The sequence below is a fragment of the Pseudomonas sp. BN505 genome, from assembly GCF_029873175.1.
Classification (GTDB): Bacteria; Pseudomonadota; Gammaproteobacteria; order Pseudomonadales; family Pseudomonadaceae; genus Aquipseudomonas; species Aquipseudomonas putida.
Window position 1 is genome coordinate 142,854 of sequence record NZ_SSOI01000050.1, and the last position, 17,661, is coordinate 160,514.

Sequence of the window (17,661 nt, forward strand, 5' to 3'; positions counted from 1 at the left end):
ATGAATGAGGGCTGAAACCGATGCGGCCAGTTTCTGCATTGCGGGGGTTGCCATGAATATATGGAAATACGTATATTCGGCTTTCCATATGTATTGGTGCCGCGATGATCACTCCGCCCGATGTCTTCAAATGCCTGGCTGACGAAACCCGCGCTCGCGCCACCCTGCTCATCGCCAGCCTGGGAGAGCTTTGTGTGTGCGAACTGATGTGCGCGTTGGGCGACAGCCAGCCGAAGATCAGCCGCCATCTGGCGCAGCTGCGCAGCAATGGCATGTTGCTGGACCGGCGCCAGGGCCAGTGGGTGTATTACCGCCTTAATCCGGCGCTGCCCGCCTGGGTTCACGAGATGCTGCAGGTCACCTTGCAGGCCAATTCGCAATGGTTGGCCGACAACACACTTCGGCTCAAGTGCATGGACGACCGCCCCGTTCGCGACGCCGCCTGTTGTTGATCACCCTTTCGGCCCTGGCACTGCGCCGGCGCCCCTGACGTCCGCCACGAAGCAAAGGAGCCCTCCATGCGAGTCCTGTTCATGTGCACGGCCAACAGCTGCCGCAGCATCCTTTCTGAAGCGCTGTTCAACCACCTTGCCCCGGCAGGTTTCGAAGCGATCAGTTCAGGCAGCTTCCCCAAGGGGCAAGTATTGCCCCGTAGCCTGAGCACGCTGGAGCAGGCCGGTATTTCGACTGCTGGCCTGAGTAGCAAGGGCAACGACGCATTCGAGGGCAACCCGCCAGACATCGTCATTACCGTCTGCGACAGGGCCGCCGGCGAAGCCTGCCCGGTGTATTTCGGACCCGCGCTGAAGTCACACTGGGGGCTGGAAGACCCGTCGGATGTGGTGGGTGACGAGGCGCGAGTCGACGCGGCCTTCCAGGCCACGCTGGCCCACATCGAGTCGCGCTGCCGAGCCTTCTTCGCCCTTCCATTCGCTAGCCTCGACCGTGATCAGCTCAAGCACGCGCTGGATCGCATCGGCACGCAATAAGCAGGAGTAAAAAATGTCCGATCATCTCCCCAACCTCGACCTCGCGTTGTTCGATCTGCCCCCAACGGCAACCGTTGCCAGCGAGCACAAACCACGCATCCTGCTGCTGTATGGGTCTACCCGCGAACGCTCTTTCAGCCGCTTGCTGGTAGAGGAAGCCGCGCGCCTGCTGGAGCACTTCGGCGCCGAGACCAGAACCTTCGACCCTTCTGGCCTGCCGCTGCCTGATGATGCGCCGGTGGAGCACCCCAAGGTGCAGGAATTGCGCGAGCTGGTGCAATGGTCGGAGGGCCAGGTCTGGTGCTCGCCGGAGCGCCATGGGGCGATGTCTGCGGTGTTCAAGGCGCAGATCGACTGGGTGCCCTTGGCGATGGGCGCCGTTCGCCCCACCCAGGGCAAGACCCTGGCGGTGATGCAGGTGTGTGGTGGCTCGCAGTCGTTCAACGTGGTCAACCAGCTGCGGGTGCTTGGCCGCTGGATGCGGATGTTCACTGTGCCGAACCAGTCTTCCGTACCCAAGGCCTACCTGGAATTCGATGAGGCTGGCCGCATGAAACCTTCGCCTTACTACGACCGCGTGGTGGATGTGATGGAGGAGTTGGTAAAGTTCACCGTGCTGCTACGCGACCGTCAGGATTACCTGGTGGACCGCTATTCGGAGCGCAAGGAAAACGCCGAACAGCTATCTGCGCGCGTGAATCAGCGATCAATCTGAAGTGGCTGCACGGCCCGCTTGCACCAGGATGGCTAGCCCACCCTGGTGCGCTTTAGCGACGATCAGCGGTCTTGGTCACGCTGCGGGTTATCGCGTTGCGATTGCTGGCCGCCCATGCGGTCTTTATCCGCCTGGTTCTGCTGGTCGGTTACATTGTCTTCAGGCCGGCCGCCTTTGCTACCGGTATCGCTGGAACGGTCCCAGTCCTTGTTCATCTTGTCTTCGGGCTTCTGCCCTGGCTGGTTATGACCCGGTTGTTGCTGGTTCGGCATGCCACCGCCCGAGCCTTGACCGCCTTGCTGCCCGGTACCCGCGGTGTTGCTGCCCGCACCGGTGTCAGCATTGCCCTGATTGCCGCCCTTGTCTTGATTATTAGCCATGATCGCTTACCTCAAGTCAGACACAGAAAGGCCTGTGTATTCGTACGACTGCGGCTTTGCTGGCGTGGCTGTATTTATTCGCCGCCTTTCGGATAAGCGATACCAAATGCAGCGACTTGATACTGAGCCGCGCTAAATACCGATGTGCTCCAGGACGAAGCTCTGGGGAAACAGTCACGCCGTGTCCAGAAAAATTGGGGCAATTCATCTGTTTAAGCTGATCTGTAGCGCTGCATGGCTTATCCTTGTGCATCGCAATCAACTTCGAAGCAGTGAATTGAACAATGGGTTTTGAACAACTAGCTGAGCTACGTGACCGCCTGCGGGCGGAGAAAGTGCAGGAAAAGGCCGAAAGCCCGAAGCCCCCCAAGCGCAAGTCTCCGCCCCAGGCGAAGCCTCGTGAGCAGGACCCGGCGGTAGCGGCGATCTGGCCGTTGCAGAAGCATTTTCCACTGGCCTTCCCTGTCAATCCGGCCCCCAAGGTTCCGCTCAAAGAAGGCATCTTCAAGGATGCCGAGCAACATCTGGAGCTGCTTGGCATCACCAGTGAACAGCTCAAGCTGGGTATTTCCACCTGGTGCCGGGGCACCCGTTACTGGGCAAGCATGGTCGAGAACGCCCCGCGTCTGGACTTGAATGGCCAGGTCGCCGGTATTGTGACCGCCACTCAGGCGATCCATGCGAAGCAGCAAGCTGCTCGCCATCGCGGCCAGGACCGACGCAATCGTGCCAAGTCGAAAGCACGTGCTGCGGCCCCCGTTGCCGAGACCGCAGCCGAGCAAACTCCAGACTGAATTCAGACGAAACAGTCGAAGGGTTGGCGCTGCTTGTGCGCATCGCCAACCAGCACATCCTGGCGCTGAAGATCAGTCAGCCACAACTGGACTTGTCCAGGATGGAACTGGATGGGTCGTGTGGCTGAAGGTCGCTCTCGGATGCAAGCTGCGCTTGAATCCAGCCGATGAATGCCCGCACGTGCGCTCGGCCCAGGTTCTCCTGGCGGGTAACCAGGTAATAGGCAAAGCGCGAAGGCCATGGCCGGTCTATCGCTACCACCAACCTGCCGCTTCGCAGGTCTTCTTCCGCGTGCTGCGCCTGTACAAGCGCGATGCCCTGGCCACTGGCAGCCGCGCGTAACAACAGCAGGTCTTCGTCAAAACTCGGCCCGCGGCGGCTCCGCTGATCGGGCTCGACACCATGCGCCTGCAACCACAACCTCCAGTCCGCACGGTCGGCATCCTGCAGCAGCGGGTAGCGCAGGCAGTCCTGCGGCTCATCCAGCGCCGGCCCGCCGGCAAGCAGGCCAGGGCTGGCTACCGGCAGCAGCACAGGCGCCAGTAGCGCTATCGACTCCAGCCCAGGGTAATCGCCCAGGCCATGGCGCAAGGCAATATCGACAGGATCACGATGCAGGTCGACCAGCTCGGCCGTGGACTGCACACGCACGTCGATTTCCGGGTGCTGTGCATTGAAATCCGCCAAGCGTGGCACAAGCCAACCGGACGCGAACGAGGGTTGGGTGCTGATCGTCAGTGTTTTAGCGCGCGTCAGCACTTCAAGGTCCAGCAAGGCGCTTTCGATCTGGCCAAAACCGCGTGAAAGCCCCGGATAAAGGCTCGCGCCAGCCTCGGTGAGCTGCACCCCATAACGGCTCCGGGTCAGCAGGATAACGCCGAGGCGATCCTCCAGCAGCCGAATCTGTTGACTGATTGCGCCTGGGGTAACGCCCATACGCTCGGCGGCTGCCTTCAGGCTGCCCAGCCGAGTGGCTTCGGTGAAAGCGCGCAACGCGAGCAACGGCAAGACCGCACCCATGCAAATACCAACCTTAGAAAAACTGATGTTAGGGCGTGAAAGGATCGTTCGTAAGCCCCCTGCCTGATGCCTAGCATAGCGTTGACCCACACAAACTCGAATCAGTTTTTAGAAGGTGAACAGCATGCAAGGATTGCCCGTTACCCCCATCAACAGCAAAGGCGCCAGCGCCGATGCCTTCGCCCAACATCCTGGTTACCGTCGCATGTTCGCCCATGGCCAGCTGACACTGGGAATCTTCCTGCCGCTTCGCTTCCATGACGGTGACATGGTTGTGCTTCGTGGGCAGGCGCAGCTGGTCAAAGAAATCGACCGCCTGGGCTTCGCAGCCGTGTGGGTACGCGATGTGCCCTTGTACGACCCGGCTTTCGGTGACGCCGGCCAGGTATTCGACCCGTTCACCTACCTGGCCTATCTGACGGCCCATACCCGCACTATCGCCTTGGCAACCGGAAGCGCGATCTTCTCCCTGCGCCACCCCATCGACCTGGCCAAGGCTGCGGCCAGCCTGGACTGCCTGTCAGGTGGGCGGCTGGTGCTGGGTATTGCCTCCGGCGACCGCCCCGTGGAGTTCCCCGCCTATGGCCTGCCCCATGAAAAGCGCGGGGAGCGCTTCGCGCAAAGCGTGGACTACTTCCGTCAGCTGCTGGCTGGCCCTTCTGCGCCGATCCATTCGCCATTGGGCCAGCTCGATGGCGCCCGCCTGCTCCCCTGCCCCGTTACCGGGCGCATCCCGTTACTGGTGACCGGCTCGTCACGCCAATCCATGCAGTGGCTTGGCGAACAGGCCGACGGCTGGATTACCTACCCCGAAGCCACCCATAACATCCTTGGCCCGCGCCGCCTGGCCGAGAAGATCCGCGCTTGGCGAGCGGCCATTCCTGGCGGCGGCTTCCGTCCGCATGTCACCAATGAATGGATCGATCTTGATGAAGACGCCAACTTCCCGCGCACGCCGCAACAAGGTGGCTATGTGTTGCGCACAGGCCGCAATGGGTTGATCGAGCTGTTGCATGAGTGGCGCGAGGCCGGGGTCAATCATGCTGCACTGGGCATGCAGATGGCCCAACGCCCGGCGCAGGAGATCATCCAGGAGCTGGCAGAAGAAGTGCTGCCACTGTTTCCATCGCTGACGGGGCCAGAGCCCCATGGGCAGAACTGGTAGGCATTGCGGTGGCTGCTGGTTGTCAACGGCGCGCGCATCGGCTTTACATTCAGTTCGTATGATAATAAGGTTTTAATCATACGCGGCGTATGTAATTTCTGGTCCAGCCGGAAGCGCACCTGTCGATAAGGAGAGTCGAGCATGTTCACAACCTACCGCACGTTGTTCCAGTCAAGGGGAACCAAGGGCTTCGCTCTGGCGGGCCTTTTGGCGAGGCTTGCGTTGCCGATGACAGGTATCGGGATCATCACCCTGTTGTCGCAGGTTCGCGGCAGTTACGGCCTGGCGGGTGCGGTAGCAGCCACCTTCGTGTTCATCTATGCCCTGCTGTCACCGCAGGTCTCACGCCTTGTGGACCGCTTCGGCCAGCGCCGGGTATTGCCGGCAGCCGCCGGGCTCAGCGTGCTGGGCATCCTGCTTCTGGTGGCGTGCAGCTATTGGCAGACGGCGGACTGGACATTGTTCGCTGGCGCAGCCCTGGCCGGCTTCATGCCAAGCATGTCGGCAATGGTGCGTGCACGCTGGACTGCGGTCTACCGCGGCCAGCCCCAGTTGCAGACAGCCTTTGCGCTGGAAACCGTACTCGATGAAGTCACCTTCATCGCCGGCCCGCCGATTTCAGTTGGCTTGAGCGTGGCGGTGCTACCCCAGGCAGGGCCACTGGCCGCCGCCGTGCTGCTGACCATTGGTGTGCTCGCACTGGCCGTGCAGGTCAGTACCGAACCGCTGGTAGAGGCCGATGCTGCCAACGGGCAAGGCACCGTGTCGGTCTTGCGTCTCGCCGATGTGCGGCTGCTGACCCTGCTGCTGGTGGCGATGGGCGTGATTGTCGGTACCGTCGACATCGTCAGCGTGGCGTTTGCCGAGCAGATGGGCATGCCGGCTGCAGCCAGTGCAGTGCTGTCGTGCTACGCCATCGGGTCCTGCCTGGCGGGGCTGGTATTCGGTGCCTTGAAACTCCATACGCCACTGCGCAAGCTGCTCCTGCTGGGTGGGTTGGCCACCGCAGCGACCACCTTGCCGCTGCTGCTGGCGGGTAACATCGTCGGGTTGGCTGGCGCAGTGCTGGTCGCGGGTCTGTTCTTCGCCCCCACCATGATCGTGGCGATGGCGCTGGTAGAGCGCATTGTTCCGCCAAGCAAGCTGACCGAAGGCATGACCTGGTTGCTCGCCGGGCTCAACGTCGGGGTTGCCGGCGGGGCTGCGGCATCGGGGCAGGTTGTCGATGTATTGGGTGCCAAGGCCGGATTCAACGTTGCCCTTGGCGCCGGCGTGGCGGTGTTCCTGGTTGCTTCATGGGGCTACTACCGCCTGCGGGACCGCACTGAAGAAATGTCGTATTCGGTTTGATCCCGTCCGCCCGCCATGTATCGAGCAAGGCGAAGCAAGGAGAAAGCAGGCGCTTGTCAGTGCGTGTCGAGATCAAGACAATGGATACAGGTTGTATGACGGCACTCGCATACGCTCACCTCATGCCATCTGAAGACAAGGAGTAGCTGGATGGTTCGACGCACACGCGCCGCAATGGAAGAAACCCGGGCCAGGTTGCTGGAGACCGCGCGCAAAGTATTTAGTGAACGCGGCTACGCGGACACTTCGATGGATGACTTGACTGCCCAGGCGGGCCTGACGCGGGGGGCGCTGTACCATCACTTTGGCGACAAGAAGGGGTTGCTGGCGGCAGTGGTCGAGCAGCTCGACGCAGAGATGGATGAGCGCTTGCGTGCCATTACTGACACCGCAGAAGATGGGTGGGAGGGTTTTCGCCAGCGCTGCCACGCCTTTCTGGAAATGGCGCTGGAGCCTCAGATCCAGCGGATCGTGCTGCGTGACGCCAGGGCGGTGCTGGGTGGCGGCTCGCCGGAGGCACAGCAACAGTGTGTCGAGTCGATGCGCAAGCTGATACATGAATTGATAGTGCAGGGCGTTATCGTCGAAGCGGACGCTCAAGCGCTGGCTTCGCTGTTATATGGCAGCTTGGCAGAAGCGGCTGCGTGGATCGCGGAGGCTGAAGAGGGCGCTGCGCGCTTGGCGCAGGCAAGCGTGGCGCTTGATCTGCTGTTGCGCGGAGTGCTTAAAAGCCAGGTTGCCTGATGAGCAGGTAACCGCCCTCCTCCCCTGGGATAAATCTTCCAAATCCGCAAGCCTGCTCAAAAGTAACCGAGCACCCACTGCTGAACGGCTGACGTGTCATTGATGTCGCCATCGAAACTATAGCGGGGGTCATAACTTTGATTATTCCCCCGCACTCGCCCTCTCCACACTTTCAACGGTAACCAGAACTGCGCACCACTAGGCAAGGCCTGAGAACCGATATCGATATACAACGTGTCGCCACTCGTTGATAACCTGAAATGGATCGCTCCAGGAACGGCCAGAACCGCATCTGCAAAATCCAGACAGGCACTTGCACAGAATGAGTCCGTCACCAGCACACGCTGCCCTTTGAATCTTACTGGACTGGAATCCTTTACAGGGCCCTGGTCGAGCGATGACGTATCGGGCTGTCGACCAAGCTGTTACCACCGCGATTGCCACGGGTGTCGAATACCACCAGTTTGGCGTTCTCGATGTGCCTGAGCGTGTCGAGCATTTGTTCGAGGATAGATCGCCAGTTTAGCTATGAACTTAATGAAATAGTTGTATCGATTACCGACAAGGGTAGGTAGATCAATGTAAGTGGCGCATACAGGCGGCGGGGGCGTGCGAAGAACACTGCCAACGGCAATGTGAACATCACCATATCCAACACTGCCCATAGCTGGAAGGGTGAGGCGTTGAAGAACAAGATATTGGTCACGCTACCCAATCCAAGGTAGGTACAGATCGCCAGCAAGGCAAATCGCCCATCCTGCTCAAAGTAGACCTGAAGGCCATACAGTTCGTCCTCGCTGCGACTGGGCAGGATCAACGCCGCTGCGCTGAACAGGGAGAGGGTCAGACTGACCAGAAGCAGGAACTCGACGAAAGAAAAGTCTTTCTTGAATGTGGGAAGATCATTGAGGGCCCACCAGAATTCCAGCTGGAAAAGAAAAATTGTGAATGCCCACGCAAGGGCTACCCAATCTGGTGGTGCCGTCCGGCGGATCCGGAAAACGGTCATGACGCCCAAAAGAATCCTGGTGATGGACAAACCCAGCACCATCGAAAGCACGGTCACCAAGATAGGGAAATTGCCCACCGCCGCCTCCTCGGATGTACGCTGTTTCTCGCAAAGCGTGCCGTCGTTGACCTATACAATTCCTTGGTCAAACTTCCAGGACAAGGCCATCGGCCGAACCACCTGAAGAATGACCGAAGCGAGCCTCTGATGCGCTTGTGTGACCGCCATGGCCCAGCTTAGGCTCTTACAGGATCGGCGGGAGATAGACAACTCGGTCTCGCCCTCCCTGTTTGGCTGCGTAAAGTGCGCTGTCGGCACGCCGCAGTGCATCATCGATCTGCTCGCTATCGGCGACTAAAGTAGATCCTAGGCTGAGGCTCACCCTTAGCGCACCGCTGGAGAGTTGCATCGGTCTGCTGCCAACGAGCAGGCGCACGCGTTCCGCGATCCGCACCAGCTCGTCAGCGTCCTTTACCCGTAGCAATGCGACGAATTCCTCACCGCCCTGGCGTACCAGCAAATCGTCCGGGCGAAGGGCTGCTCGCAAGCGACGCGCACACTCGCAGAGCACCTGGTCACCGTCAGCATGACCATACTTGTCGTTTACCGACTTGAAGTGGTCAAGGTCCGCATACAGAGCACCCAGCTTCAGACCTTTCTCCTTTGCCAAACGCCGTTCACGATCCTGGAAGGCCGCCACCGCGCCGCGGTTCCATAGCTGTGTTAGCGGATCAAGCAAAGCCTTGCGTTGCTCACGGTCCATTTCAAGCCGTAAGTCGTGGTTGGCCTGTATCAAGCTGCGCAATTGTAGATAACCCTCTGCGAGCGTGGCCAAGTCTCTGAAGTTGGCCTGTTGGGCCTCACTTAGCAGGCGTGGGCGAGGGTCGAACATGCATAACGTTCCGATTGCTTTGCCGTTCCCGGCACGCAAGGGGTGACCGGCGTAGAAGCGGATGTAGGGTGCGCCAATGACCAGCGGATTATCGGCAAATCGCGCATCGTACTCGGCGTCAGGCACCAGCAGGGTGTCGTCACCCAGAATGGCGTAGCCGCAGAAGGACACATTGCGCGGAGTCTCGTTTACATCTAGCCCAATCCTGGCCTTGAACCATTGCCGATCGTGATCAATCAGGCTGATCAGTACAGTATCCACGTGCGCCACTTCTTGAGTGAGGCGCACCAGGGTATCGAGGTAATGCTCAGCCGGTGTATCCAGAACATTCATCTCGTCAAGGGTACGCTGGCGCAGCGTTTCGTCAGTCGGTATGGGGCAAGCCGGCATGTCTTTTCTCCAGCCCATGGGTGGTAGCGTCTGCAAAAGGCCCTACGCTGATTGAAGTCTTCACCACACATACTGCAATCGCAACGTCCAGGTGTTCACATCCGGTGAACCTGTGCGCTCGGAGACAGTATCCGAATAGGCAATCAACCCGCCGAACTGGGGCGATAGCATGAAGCCCAGGCTGGCACCCAGCAGTGTGTTCTCTTGCTGGTTATCCTGGTTGACGCCATTGATTCTGGTTTCCCCGCCTTTGTTATAGGTGGCGTCGAGAGAGGCCCACAGCGCACGGTTGAAGCTGTAGCTGTAGTGCCCTTCGACGGCATACAGCGGCTTCTGCTCAAGCTTGTTGTCGCCCAGGTAATCCTCATTGTCGCCATACAGTGACACGTAGGTGTTGACCTCGAGCCAGGTCGGCCCGATGGGCGTGCCAAATGCCAGCTCCGGTTTGAATACCCAGCGGTTGGCGCCGATGTTGATGATGCGCTTCTTGTCGTAATCGCCGGTGGGCGCCGTGACCCACATGGCCCCGGTCAGGAATGTCTCGGGCTGCCAGGTGGCAAACTCTTCCTGGGTCAGCGCCGGCCCGCCAAACAGGTTGTGCACGAAAACCAGCTGCACATCCCCCATCCCGCCATTGTGCTTGGTCCCGTCGAAAAACCGCGCACCGTCGAATGATGCACTGACATCGGCATACGGCTGGATTACCTGTATCGCAGAGTTGCGCCCGTCGATGCCGAAGGATCGCGCGTAGCGCAGGATGTACAGGTCGGCGTTCAGTGACAGCCCGTCGATCGGCAATGAAGTGTCGATCGGCGTGTTGGTGTCGATGAGGTTGTAGTAGCCGAAGATCATGTTCAGGTCGGTTGGCAGGTTTTGCCAGTCGCGAGCGTTTCTGGGGCTGGACGATGGCCAACATCTACAACCGCAGGCTGAAATTCAAGGACCTGCCCGAAGCAGGGCTGATGGGTGGCATCGTGCCGGTGGCGCCGATCAATCACCTGTCCATGCTCACCGACTACATCTCGCCGGGCGAACGCCTGGTCGCTTGCCCCAACCAGGACGTGGTCTACGGCGCTGGCAGCATTGCCCTGGATATTGAGCCGGTGGTGCTGCAAGTACCGGATTTCAAGGACCGTTTCTGGGTGTACCAAGTGGTGGACCTGCGCTCGGACAGCTTCGCCGAACTGGGCAAGATGTATGGCAGCAAACCCGGGTTCTATCTGCTGGTCGGGCCTGAATGGAACGGAAAAGTACCCGAAGGGATTACCCAGGTATTCCGGGCCAAGACCAATACCGGTTTTGTCATCCCCCGTGTTTTCCAGGGTGACACCGACCAGGACCGCGAAGCGATTCAGCCATTCCTGTCGGGTATCGACATGTACCCACTTTCGCAATTCGATGGCAAAGCCAAACAGCGTGACTGGCGCAAGTCGCCCAAATTCCCTGCGCAAGCGGCGGGTGATGAAGAAACCCGCTGGGTGTTCCCGGAAAAGTTCTTTGATGAACTGCCGGCCATTCTCGCAGATGCCAAACCCTTGCCCGGTGAAGAGGCCCGCTACGCTCAATTGTCAAACCTGGCACAGATTGCCCAGCACGACCCTCAGCTGAAGCAGGCGATGATTGACGAAGCACAAAAAACCGATGAGGAAGTGGTCAAGCCGCTGTTGCAGTTCCGCAACTACGGCCAGCAACTGCCCCATCACTGGAGCACGATCACCAACGGCGCAGCGTTCGGTACCGATTACTTCCTGCGCACGGCGGTCGCCCGGTCGAACATCTTCGTCAACAAACAAATCGAGACCAAGTATTTCTACCAGGACCTGGATCAAACCGGACAACGCCTCAACGGTGCCCAACGTTACAGCGTGACGTTCGCCAAGGATGCCTTGCCGCCGGTAAAAGGTTTCTGGTCACTCACGCTCTACAACCAACAGCACTTCTTTGCCGAAAACGCCTTGGGCCGGTACTCCCTGGGTACCAAGAACAAAGCGTTGAAACACAATGCTGACGGCTCGCTGACGCTGTATGTGCAGAGCGAATCGCCGGGTGTCGACAAGGAAAGCAACTGGCTGCCCTCGCCGAAGGGCGCCGATTTCTCGCTGTACGTTCGAGCCTACTGGCCTGAAGCCTCTGCAATGAATGGCCAGTGGACCCCGCCGGCGGTGGTCAAGGCCAACTGACAGCCGCATCAGGCACCCTTTCAAACTGCGCCACATAAGGACATCCCATGAGCAGCTTGCGCAACACCCTGACCGCCCTGGCCGTAGCGGTCTCGCTGGGCAGCGTCGCCAATGCCGCCACGCGTTACGAAGAGCTGGCCAACCAGCCTTTCGAAAATGGCTTCCCGACCGAAGCCACCGCCCGCAGCCTGATCGACGAACTGGTCTTTCAGCGTGCAGTACAGTCGTACCTGTGGGCGTTGCCAGCAATCAACATCTGGTCGATGAAAGAGGCGTCGGAGAAACAGTTCGGTGCCGGCTACAACATCCTGCCGACCTGGAAGAAGCGCATCAATGCCAAGACGCTGGTGACCACCCCGAACTCCGACCTGGTCTACGCCATGAGCTACCTGGACCTGGCAAAGTACGGTCCGTTGGTGGTCGAGGCACCGCCCGGGGTGCAGGGCATGTTCGATGATTTCTTCCAGCGGCCGATTGTGGGGCCGACCATCGATGGCAAGACCTGGCGCGGTGACGTCGGCCTGGCCGGGCCCGACAAGGGCAAGGGCGGTACCTATGTACTGCTGCCGCCAGGTTATGACGGCCCTGAGCCTACCGAGGGCTTCGTCTACCGCTCGCGCACCAACAATGTGTTCCTGTTCTGGCGCACCTTCTTCAAGGACCCGAAGGACCTGAGCGTGCCGGTGGCCGAAGTGGAGCGCACGAAAATCTATCCGTTAGGCAAGAAGGATTCGGCGCTGCCCATGCAGTTCCCGGACGCTACCGGTGCGCCGATCAACATGCTGTTCCCCGAGGACGGCCGTTACTTCGAACTGCTCTCGCGCTTCATAGAAGCGGAAGCGGTCGACCCGGCGGACATGGACATGCGCGGCTTCCTGCATACCATCGGCATCGAAAAGGGCAAGGCCTTCGCCCCGGATGCCGAGCGACGCAAACTGCTGGATGAGGCGGCACGCACCGCGTTCAAGATGAGCAAGGTGGTCACCAGCCATCTGCTGATGAAAGAGCCAGGGGGGCTGTACTACACGGATCGCCAATATGTGAACACGTTCGCCGGGGAAAACACCGAGTTTCAGGCCAGCGGCACGTTCACCAATCTTGAACAGCGAGTGGCGTTCTTCACCTCTGCCTACTCGGACAGCCCGGGCATGGTGATGAACATGGTCGGTGCCGGCGCCAAGTACCCGGCGACTACCCGCGATGCCGACGGCAAGTTCCTCGATGGCGCCCACACCTACAAGCTCAATCTTCCGGCAAATGTGCCGGCGGCGTTGTTCTGGTCGGTGACGGCCTATGACAACCTCACAGCCTCGGGCCTGGACAACGGCCAGCCTTTCCCGTCGCTCAACCAGATGGACAAGCCCGCGCAGAACAGCGACGGCTCGACCGACATCTACTTTGGCCCTGAATCACCAGGCACAGGGAAAAACTGGATTCGGACCGTACCGGGCAAAGGCTTCCTGGTGATCGTGCGCCTATATGGTCCCAAGCAAGCGTTTTTCGACCAGAGTTGGAAGCCCAGTGATCTGATCAAGCAGTAGCAAGAGGCTGCGCCAGCCCTTGCAGGTGTCGATACCCAGCCGCTTGGGCGACATCGGCCAGGTGCCAGATCACGCCGTTGGCGCCCCATGAACCATCGGAGACTACGCAGTTACATCGGAGGTAGGCCCAACTTGATATTGCTCATCGGTCACTTTTTCCAGCCAAGTAACGTTCTTGCCATCCAGGGCTTCCTGCACGGCGATATGGGTCATGGAGGTGGTCGCGGACGCGCCATGCCAGTGCTTGTGGCCAGGCGGGCACCAGATCACGTCACCTGCACGAATCTCGACAATGGGTTCACCTTCGCATTGGGTCCAGCCGCAGCCCGCCGTGACGATAAGGGTCTGCCCCAGAGGATGGGTGTGCCAGGCGGTGCGGGCGCCCGGTTCGAAGGTGACGCTGGCGACCGAGACGCGAGCGGGTTCAGGCGGGAAGTTGAGCGGGTCGATACGAACGGCGCCGGTAAACCATTCCTCCGGGCCTTTGATCGATGGCTGTGAGCCTGCGCGCTTGAGTTCCATTGGGTTGTCCTCGTGGTGAGTTAGTTAATCGCGTTGTTCGGGCTTGGGCAGCGCAAACGCCACCACGTAGTCACCCTTTTCAGTTGTGGCGGAATTGCCACCAGCGCTGACCACCACAAACTGGCGACCACTACGGGGTGACAGATATGTCATTGGTGTGGCCTCGGCGCCGACCGGAACCTTGCCTTTCCAAAGCTCTTTGCCGGTGCGCACGTCCAGTGCACGAATGGCAAAGTCCTGTGTGCCAGCCATGAACACCAAGCCGGCGGAAGTGGATATCGGCCCGCCACGGGTCGGCATGCCGACGGGCATGGGCAGGTGTGTGGCGATACCAAGCGGGCCGGTTTCTTCGGCCGTTCCCAACGGCATGGACCAGACCAACTGACGCGTTGCCAGGTCAATCGCACTGATCGTTCCATACGGAGGTTGTTGGCACGGCACACCGAGTGGGGACAGGAAGCGCCCTTGTTCGATGCCCCACGGGGTGCCGAGCTGTGGGGCGTTGCCTTCATGGCCGCCGTTGCTCATGCCCTTGTCGTAGGCCTGGCGCGGAATCATCCGGCTCCAGGTCGCTACACGGGTGTCGTTGACCACCAGGTAACCCAGGTTCTCGGCAATGGTTACCGAGCCCCAGTTCATGCCTCCCAGCCAACTTGGGTACTGCAAGGTCAGCTGCTCGCTCGGTGGGGTGAATTCACCCTCGTAACGGGAGCGGCGAAAGTCGATTCGGCAGATCAACTGGTCGAGCGGAGTAAGCCCCCACATGCGCTGTTCGCTAAGCGGCTCGGTACCAATGGAAGGCATGCCGACCGAGTACGGCTGTGTCGGTGCCGTCCAGTCATCTGCCACACCGCCCTGAGGCACGGCGCGGTCTTCAACCTTGGCAATCGGCGTACCTGTGCGACGGTCGAGCATGAAAATCTGGCCGCGTTTGGTGGTTTGAATCAGCGCAGGGATCGTCCCACCCTGCCCGTCCGGCACATCGTAGAGCGCCGGTTGCGAAGGCACGTCGTAATCCCAGATGTCGTGCCGTACGGTTTGGAAGCGCCACTTCTCGCGCCCGGTGGCAATGTCCAGCGCCACGATGGACGACGAATAACGCTCGTCTGCCGCCGTGCGGTGACCGCCCCAAAAGTCGGGCGTCGCGTTGCCGGTTGGCAAATAGATAAGCCCCAAGGCGTCATCGAATGCTGGGGTCGACCAGACGTTTGGCGTGCCTGCCGAGTAAGTCCCACCTTCCGGCGGTAACCGGGTGATCGCGGGATTGCCCAGGTCCCAGGCCCATACAAGCGCCCCGGTGTGTGCATCGAATGCCCGAACCACACCCGAAGGCTCGCCGACTTTCTGGTTGTCCCATACCAGCCCGCCTACCACCACCAGATTCAGCACCACGGTGGGCGCTGCAGTGGGGAAATACAGTTCCTGGTTTTGCTCACCCATACCCACCCGCAGGCTTACGCTGCCGCCGTCACCGAAGTGTGTGCAGGGGGCACCGGTCATGGCATCAACTGCGATGATGCGGGCATCTACGGTGGTGGCAATAATCCGAGGCATACACAGGGAAGAGGCGTTCTGCGCGCTGCTCTCCGTAGTGTTTGCTGCGTCGTCGTAATAGCTCACACCACGGCAACGTGGGTAAACGTTGTTGGTTGCGGCCTTAGGGTCGAAACGCCAGATTTCTTCACCGGTATCGGCATTCAGGGCGAACAATTTGCTGGATTGGGTGCAGCCGTACAGTATGCCGTTGACGTGCAGGGGCGTAACCACGTGACCTTGGCGGCCCTCGGGAATTTCGCCGGTACGGTAGGTCCACGCCACCCTGAGTCCGGCAACGGTGTCTGGGGTTATCTGTTCCAGCGCAGCGTGCCGAGTGCCGGAAGGCGTCCGCCCGAAGTAACGCCAGTCAGGGCCGTCCACTCGTCCCACCGCGACGCCTGGCACCGGGGCAGTGGCGCCATCTGCGGTTTGAATCGGCTGTGGTTGCAGTGCCGTGTAAAACGTTGCGCCCAGGGCGACAATCAGCACAGCGGCCAGACAGAGACTGGGGCGTTTGGCCTTGGGGCTAGTCGGAGCACATAACAACAGCAATACCGCCAACACCGCAAAGAGTACCAAGCGGGAAAACAACGGCCAGAACCCAAGACCGACTTCCCACAACGACCACACCACCGTGCCCGCCAGCACCAGCAAATACAGCACCACACCCAGCCAACGCTGCCGGGCAATCAATACCCCCGCCACCAGCAGCCCCAGCCCTACCAAGGCAAAGTACCAGGAGCCTCCCAAACTGATCAGGTAGGCGCCGCCAACGGCCATGCCAAGCCCGGCCAACAGGATGAACAAGCCAAGGATGACCAGCATCGCTGAGCGTAAAGTAGCGGTGACGGCAGGTGGCATATGCTTACGGCTCCGAATCCATTTGAATAGGCGTTCAGTGGACGTGGCTTATCGCATCACAAAGCCGCCATCGACAGAAATGGACTGCCCTGTCACGTAGCTGGAGGAGTTACTGCACAGCCACAACACGGCATCGGCAATTTCTTCGGGGCGGCCGTGGCGGGCCATAGGGATGAGTTGCAACATGCCGTCGAGCGCGTCTTTCTGCCCCGAGGCCACCATCTGATCGGCCATGGGGGTCCATATCAGGCCGGGACACACGGCGTTTACACGAATGTTCCGGGCGGCGTATTCCAGAGCGGCGCTTTTGGTCAGGCCGATCACACCATGCTTGGCAGCGTGGTAGTTGGCCCGTTGTGCGCCGCCCACCAGGCCACCCAGCGAGGAACAGTTGACGATGGCGCCGCTGCCTTGCTCACGCATGTGCTGCAACTGGTATTTCATGCAGGCCCACACACCCCGCAAGTTCACCGACATGACCCGGTCGTAATCCTCCCTGGAGGCATCAGCAGTTTCGGCTAACTGGTTCTGGATGCCGGCATTGTTGAACGCGGCGTCCAAGCGGCCAAAGGCGGCAACGGTGGCTTTAACCATCGCTTCAACCTGATCCAGGTCGCTGACATCGCAACCCAAACCGATGGCTCTGTGGCCCTTGCTGACCAGCGCTTCAGCCGCCGATTGGGCGGCTGCGCCGTTGATGTCGGCCAGAGCAACGGCAGCGCCGGCATCAGCGAATGCCTTGGCGGTAGCCAGGCCAATGCCAGATGCTGCACCGGTGACCAGTGCGACTTGGTTTTGAAAGGAAAAGCTCAAGGATAAATCTCCGCTAGCACAATTCACCGAAAAACTGCGAGGCCGGACCCGCGGCATCTCTTATGGTTGGCAGGCTAATCAGGAAAGCTTCTGAGAACTAGTCAGGGAAAACAGGATGCTCCAGTGAGTAAGGCTCATGAATAGGGGCACAAGATCTGGGTCATTGATGAGCGTTACTCACAACTTCATGCCGATTCGCGTCAGTAGTCGCTACGCTTGTGCTGCATTAAGTTGCCCACTGAAATGATCTTCGCCTCAGGAGCTTACTGATGCCAAAAATCACCGCCGGGTTAGCCCTTGCTACTGCACTGATCTCGAATGCGGCCATTGCAGCCCACCCTGCCCCCGATCAACCCATGCTGATTGTGAAGAATGATGAGCAGCCCTCCATCGAGGGGCCGGCGAGCGGTTTTGTCGGTAGCGCGCGGATTGATCCGCTATTCCCCACCCGAGCGCCGTCTCGGGTGTCGGCGGGTTACGTCAACTTCCAACCGGGCGGCCGTTCGATGTGGCACACCCACCCGCTGGGGCAGGCTTTGGTGGTGACCGCCGGCACAGGCTGGGTTCAGCAAGCGGGTGGTAAGAAGCAGTTGATCAAACCAGTGGATGTGATCTGGACGCCCCCAGGTGTCAAACACTGGCACGGCGCAACGGCCACCACCGGCATGACCCATATGGCCATTCAAGAGTCTCTCGACGGCAAGAACGTTGAATGGCTGGAACCCGTCAGCCAAGCGCAATACGAGGCCGCCGAATGAA

16 protein-coding genes and 2 pseudogenes are annotated in these 17,661 nt (G+C 60.1%); 10 read left to right on the plus strand and 8 right to left on the minus strand.

Annotated features, from left to right (window positions below; all coding sequences use genetic code 11):
• Nucleotides 1-104 precede the first annotated feature (104 nt).
• The 3 genes from E8E78_RS16710 (at nt 105) to arsH (ending at nt 1,704) form a co-directional block, all read left to right on the plus strand.
• Nucleotides 105-452 (plus strand): metalloregulator ArsR/SmtB family transcription factor, encoded by a 348-nt coding sequence (locus E8E78_RS16710; protein WP_049277060.1) that lies wholly within the window; start codon nt 105-107, stop codon nt 450-452.
• 66 nt (nt 453-518) lie between these two features.
• Nucleotides 519-989 (plus strand): arsenate reductase ArsC, encoded by a 471-nt coding sequence (locus E8E78_RS16715; protein ID WP_049277062.1) that lies wholly within the window; start codon nt 519-521, stop codon nt 987-989.
• Nucleotides 990-1,002: 13 nt separating this feature from the next.
• Complete coding sequence (gene arsH, locus E8E78_RS16720) at nt 1,003-1,704, plus strand: arsenical resistance protein ArsH (RefSeq protein WP_084966136.1); 702 nt, start codon at nt 1,003-1,005, stop codon at nt 1,702-1,704.
• Nucleotides 1,705-1,766: 62 nt separating this feature from the next.
• On the opposite strand, the gene E8E78_RS16725 is transcribed toward arsH, so the two are convergent.
• Nucleotides 1,767-2,084 (minus strand): hypothetical protein, encoded by a 318-nt coding sequence (locus tag E8E78_RS16725; RefSeq protein WP_084966135.1) that lies wholly within the window; start codon nt 2,082-2,084, stop codon nt 1,767-1,769.
• Nucleotides 2,085-2,368: 284 nt separating this feature from the next.
• Between E8E78_RS16725 and E8E78_RS16730 the strand changes: the two genes are divergently transcribed.
• Nucleotides 2,369-2,878: a ProQ/FinO family protein gene (locus E8E78_RS16730; RefSeq protein ID WP_049277064.1), complete on the plus strand. Its 510-nt coding sequence runs from the start codon at nt 2,369-2,371 to the stop codon at nt 2,876-2,878.
• Between the two features lie 76 nt (nt 2,879-2,954).
• Here the strand turns inward: E8E78_RS16730 and E8E78_RS16735 are convergent, their stop codons facing one another.
• Entirely contained in the window at nt 2,955-3,899 is a 945-nt protein-coding gene (locus E8E78_RS16735; protein ID WP_049277066.1) for a LysR substrate-binding domain-containing protein, read from the minus strand.
• Between the two features lie 124 nt (nt 3,900-4,023).
• On the opposite strand from E8E78_RS16735, the gene E8E78_RS16740 reads away from it, so the two are divergent.
• The 3 genes from E8E78_RS16740 to E8E78_RS16750 all read left to right on the plus strand — a co-directional run bounded on the left by E8E78_RS16740 (nt 4,024) and on the right by E8E78_RS16750 (nt 7,158).
• Entirely contained in the window at nt 4,024-5,064 is a 1,041-nt protein-coding gene (locus E8E78_RS16740; protein ID WP_049277067.1) for an LLM class oxidoreductase, read from the plus strand.
• A 141-nt stretch (nt 5,065-5,205) separates the two neighbouring features.
• Complete coding sequence (locus E8E78_RS16745) at nt 5,206-6,414, plus strand: MFS transporter (RefSeq protein ID WP_059396073.1); 1,209 nt, start codon at nt 5,206-5,208, stop codon at nt 6,412-6,414.
• Nucleotides 6,415-6,564: 150 nt separating this feature from the next.
• Nucleotides 6,565-7,158: a TetR family transcriptional regulator gene (locus tag E8E78_RS16750; protein WP_049277070.1), complete on the plus strand. Its 594-nt coding sequence runs from the start codon at nt 6,565-6,567 to the stop codon at nt 7,156-7,158.
• 526 nt (nt 7,159-7,684) lie between these two features.
• On the opposite strand, the gene E8E78_RS16755 is transcribed toward E8E78_RS16750, so the two are convergent.
• The 3 genes and pseudogenes from E8E78_RS16755 to E8E78_RS16765 all read right to left on the minus strand — a co-directional run.
• Complete coding sequence (locus tag E8E78_RS16755; RefSeq protein WP_049277072.1) at nt 7,685-8,245, minus strand: hypothetical protein; 561 nt, start codon at nt 8,243-8,245, stop codon at nt 7,685-7,687.
• A 166-nt stretch (nt 8,246-8,411) separates the two neighbouring features.
• Complete coding sequence (locus E8E78_RS16760; protein WP_049277074.1) at nt 8,412-9,449, minus strand: sensor domain-containing diguanylate cyclase; 1,038 nt, start codon at nt 9,447-9,449, stop codon at nt 8,412-8,414.
• Nucleotides 9,450-9,509: 60 nt separating this feature from the next.
• Nucleotides 9,510-10,340: pseudogene (locus E8E78_RS16765) on the minus strand (transporter); the annotation flags it as partial.
• Here E8E78_RS16765 and E8E78_RS16770 point away from each other — a divergent pair.
• Both E8E78_RS16770 and E8E78_RS16775 read left to right on the plus strand, forming a co-directional pair.
• A pseudogene (locus E8E78_RS16770) lies at nt 10,340-11,629 on the plus strand (DUF1214 domain-containing protein); the annotation flags it as partial. The pseudogenes E8E78_RS16765 and E8E78_RS16770 overlap by 1 nt on opposite strands.
• A 47-nt stretch (nt 11,630-11,676) precedes the next feature.
• The gene (locus E8E78_RS16775; protein WP_049277077.1) at nt 11,677-13,170 is read left to right on the plus strand and encodes a DUF1254 domain-containing protein; all 1,494 of its coding nucleotides are present in this window, start codon (nt 11,677-11,679) and stop codon (nt 13,168-13,170) included.
• Nucleotides 13,171-13,272: 102 nt separating this feature from the next.
• On the opposite strand, the gene E8E78_RS16780 is transcribed toward E8E78_RS16775, so the two are convergent.
• From E8E78_RS16780 to E8E78_RS16790, 3 genes are read right to left on the minus strand one after another with little or no spacing between them, the layout of a single operon-like run.
• Nucleotides 13,273-13,692 (minus strand): cupin domain-containing protein, encoded by a 420-nt coding sequence (locus E8E78_RS16780; protein WP_049277079.1) that lies wholly within the window; start codon nt 13,690-13,692, stop codon nt 13,273-13,275.
• A gap of 24 nt (nt 13,693-13,716) precedes the next feature.
• Nucleotides 13,717-16,089, minus strand: coding sequence for a membrane-bound PQQ-dependent dehydrogenase, glucose/quinate/shikimate family (locus E8E78_RS16785; protein ID WP_239669880.1), 2,373 nt, complete (start codon nt 16,087-16,089; stop codon nt 13,717-13,719).
• A 48-nt stretch (nt 16,090-16,137) separates the two neighbouring features.
• Nucleotides 16,138-16,902, minus strand: a complete 765-nt coding sequence (locus tag E8E78_RS16790; protein ID WP_049277081.1) for a glucose 1-dehydrogenase — start codon at nt 16,900-16,902, stop codon at nt 16,138-16,140.
• A 269-nt stretch (nt 16,903-17,171) separates the two neighbouring features.
• On the opposite strand from E8E78_RS16790, the gene E8E78_RS16795 reads away from it, so the two are divergent.
• The gene (locus tag E8E78_RS16795) at nt 17,172-17,660 is read left to right on the plus strand and encodes a cupin domain-containing protein (RefSeq protein WP_049277083.1); all 489 of its coding nucleotides are present in this window, start codon (nt 17,172-17,174) and stop codon (nt 17,658-17,660) included.
• Nucleotide 17,661: the final 1 nt, after the last annotated feature.

Bases quoted from the DNA above. Each gene is read 5' to 3' on its own strand.
- E8E78_RS16710 (WP_049277060.1), top strand. From the start codon at position 105: ATGATCACTCCGCCCGATGTCTTCAAATGCCTGGCTGACGAAACCCGC.
- E8E78_RS16715 (WP_049277062.1), top strand. From the start codon at position 519: ATGCGAGTCCTGTTCATGTGCACGGCCAACAGCTGCCGCAGCATCCTT.
- arsH (WP_084966136.1), top strand. From the start codon at position 1,003: ATGTCCGATCATCTCCCCAACCTCGACCTCGCGTTGTTCGATCTGCCC.
- E8E78_RS16725 (WP_084966135.1), bottom strand. From the start codon at position 2,084: ATGGCTAATAATCAAGACAAGGGCGGCAATCAGGGCAATGCTGACACC.
- E8E78_RS16730 (WP_049277064.1), top strand. From the start codon at position 2,369: ATGGGTTTTGAACAACTAGCTGAGCTACGTGACCGCCTGCGGGCGGAG.
- E8E78_RS16735 (WP_049277066.1), bottom strand. From the start codon at position 3,899: ATGGGTGCGGTCTTGCCGTTGCTCGCGTTGCGCGCTTTCACCGAAGCC.
- E8E78_RS16740 (WP_049277067.1), top strand. From the start codon at position 4,024: ATGCAAGGATTGCCCGTTACCCCCATCAACAGCAAAGGCGCCAGCGCC.
- E8E78_RS16745 (WP_059396073.1), top strand. From the start codon at position 5,206: ATGTTCACAACCTACCGCACGTTGTTCCAGTCAAGGGGAACCAAGGGC.
- E8E78_RS16750 (WP_049277070.1), top strand. From the start codon at position 6,565: ATGGTTCGACGCACACGCGCCGCAATGGAAGAAACCCGGGCCAGGTTG.
- E8E78_RS16760 (WP_049277074.1), bottom strand. From the start codon at position 9,449: ATGCCGGCTTGCCCCATACCGACTGACGAAACGCTGCGCCAGCGTACC.
- E8E78_RS16775 (WP_049277077.1), top strand. From the start codon at position 11,677: ATGAGCAGCTTGCGCAACACCCTGACCGCCCTGGCCGTAGCGGTCTCG.
- E8E78_RS16780 (WP_049277079.1), bottom strand. From the start codon at position 13,692: ATGGAACTCAAGCGCGCAGGCTCACAGCCATCGATCAAAGGCCCGGAG.
- E8E78_RS16785 (WP_239669880.1), bottom strand. From the start codon at position 16,089: ATGCCACCTGCCGTCACCGCTACTTTACGCTCAGCGATGCTGGTCATC.
- E8E78_RS16795 (WP_049277083.1), top strand. From the start codon at position 17,172: ATGCCAAAAATCACCGCCGGGTTAGCCCTTGCTACTGCACTGATCTCG.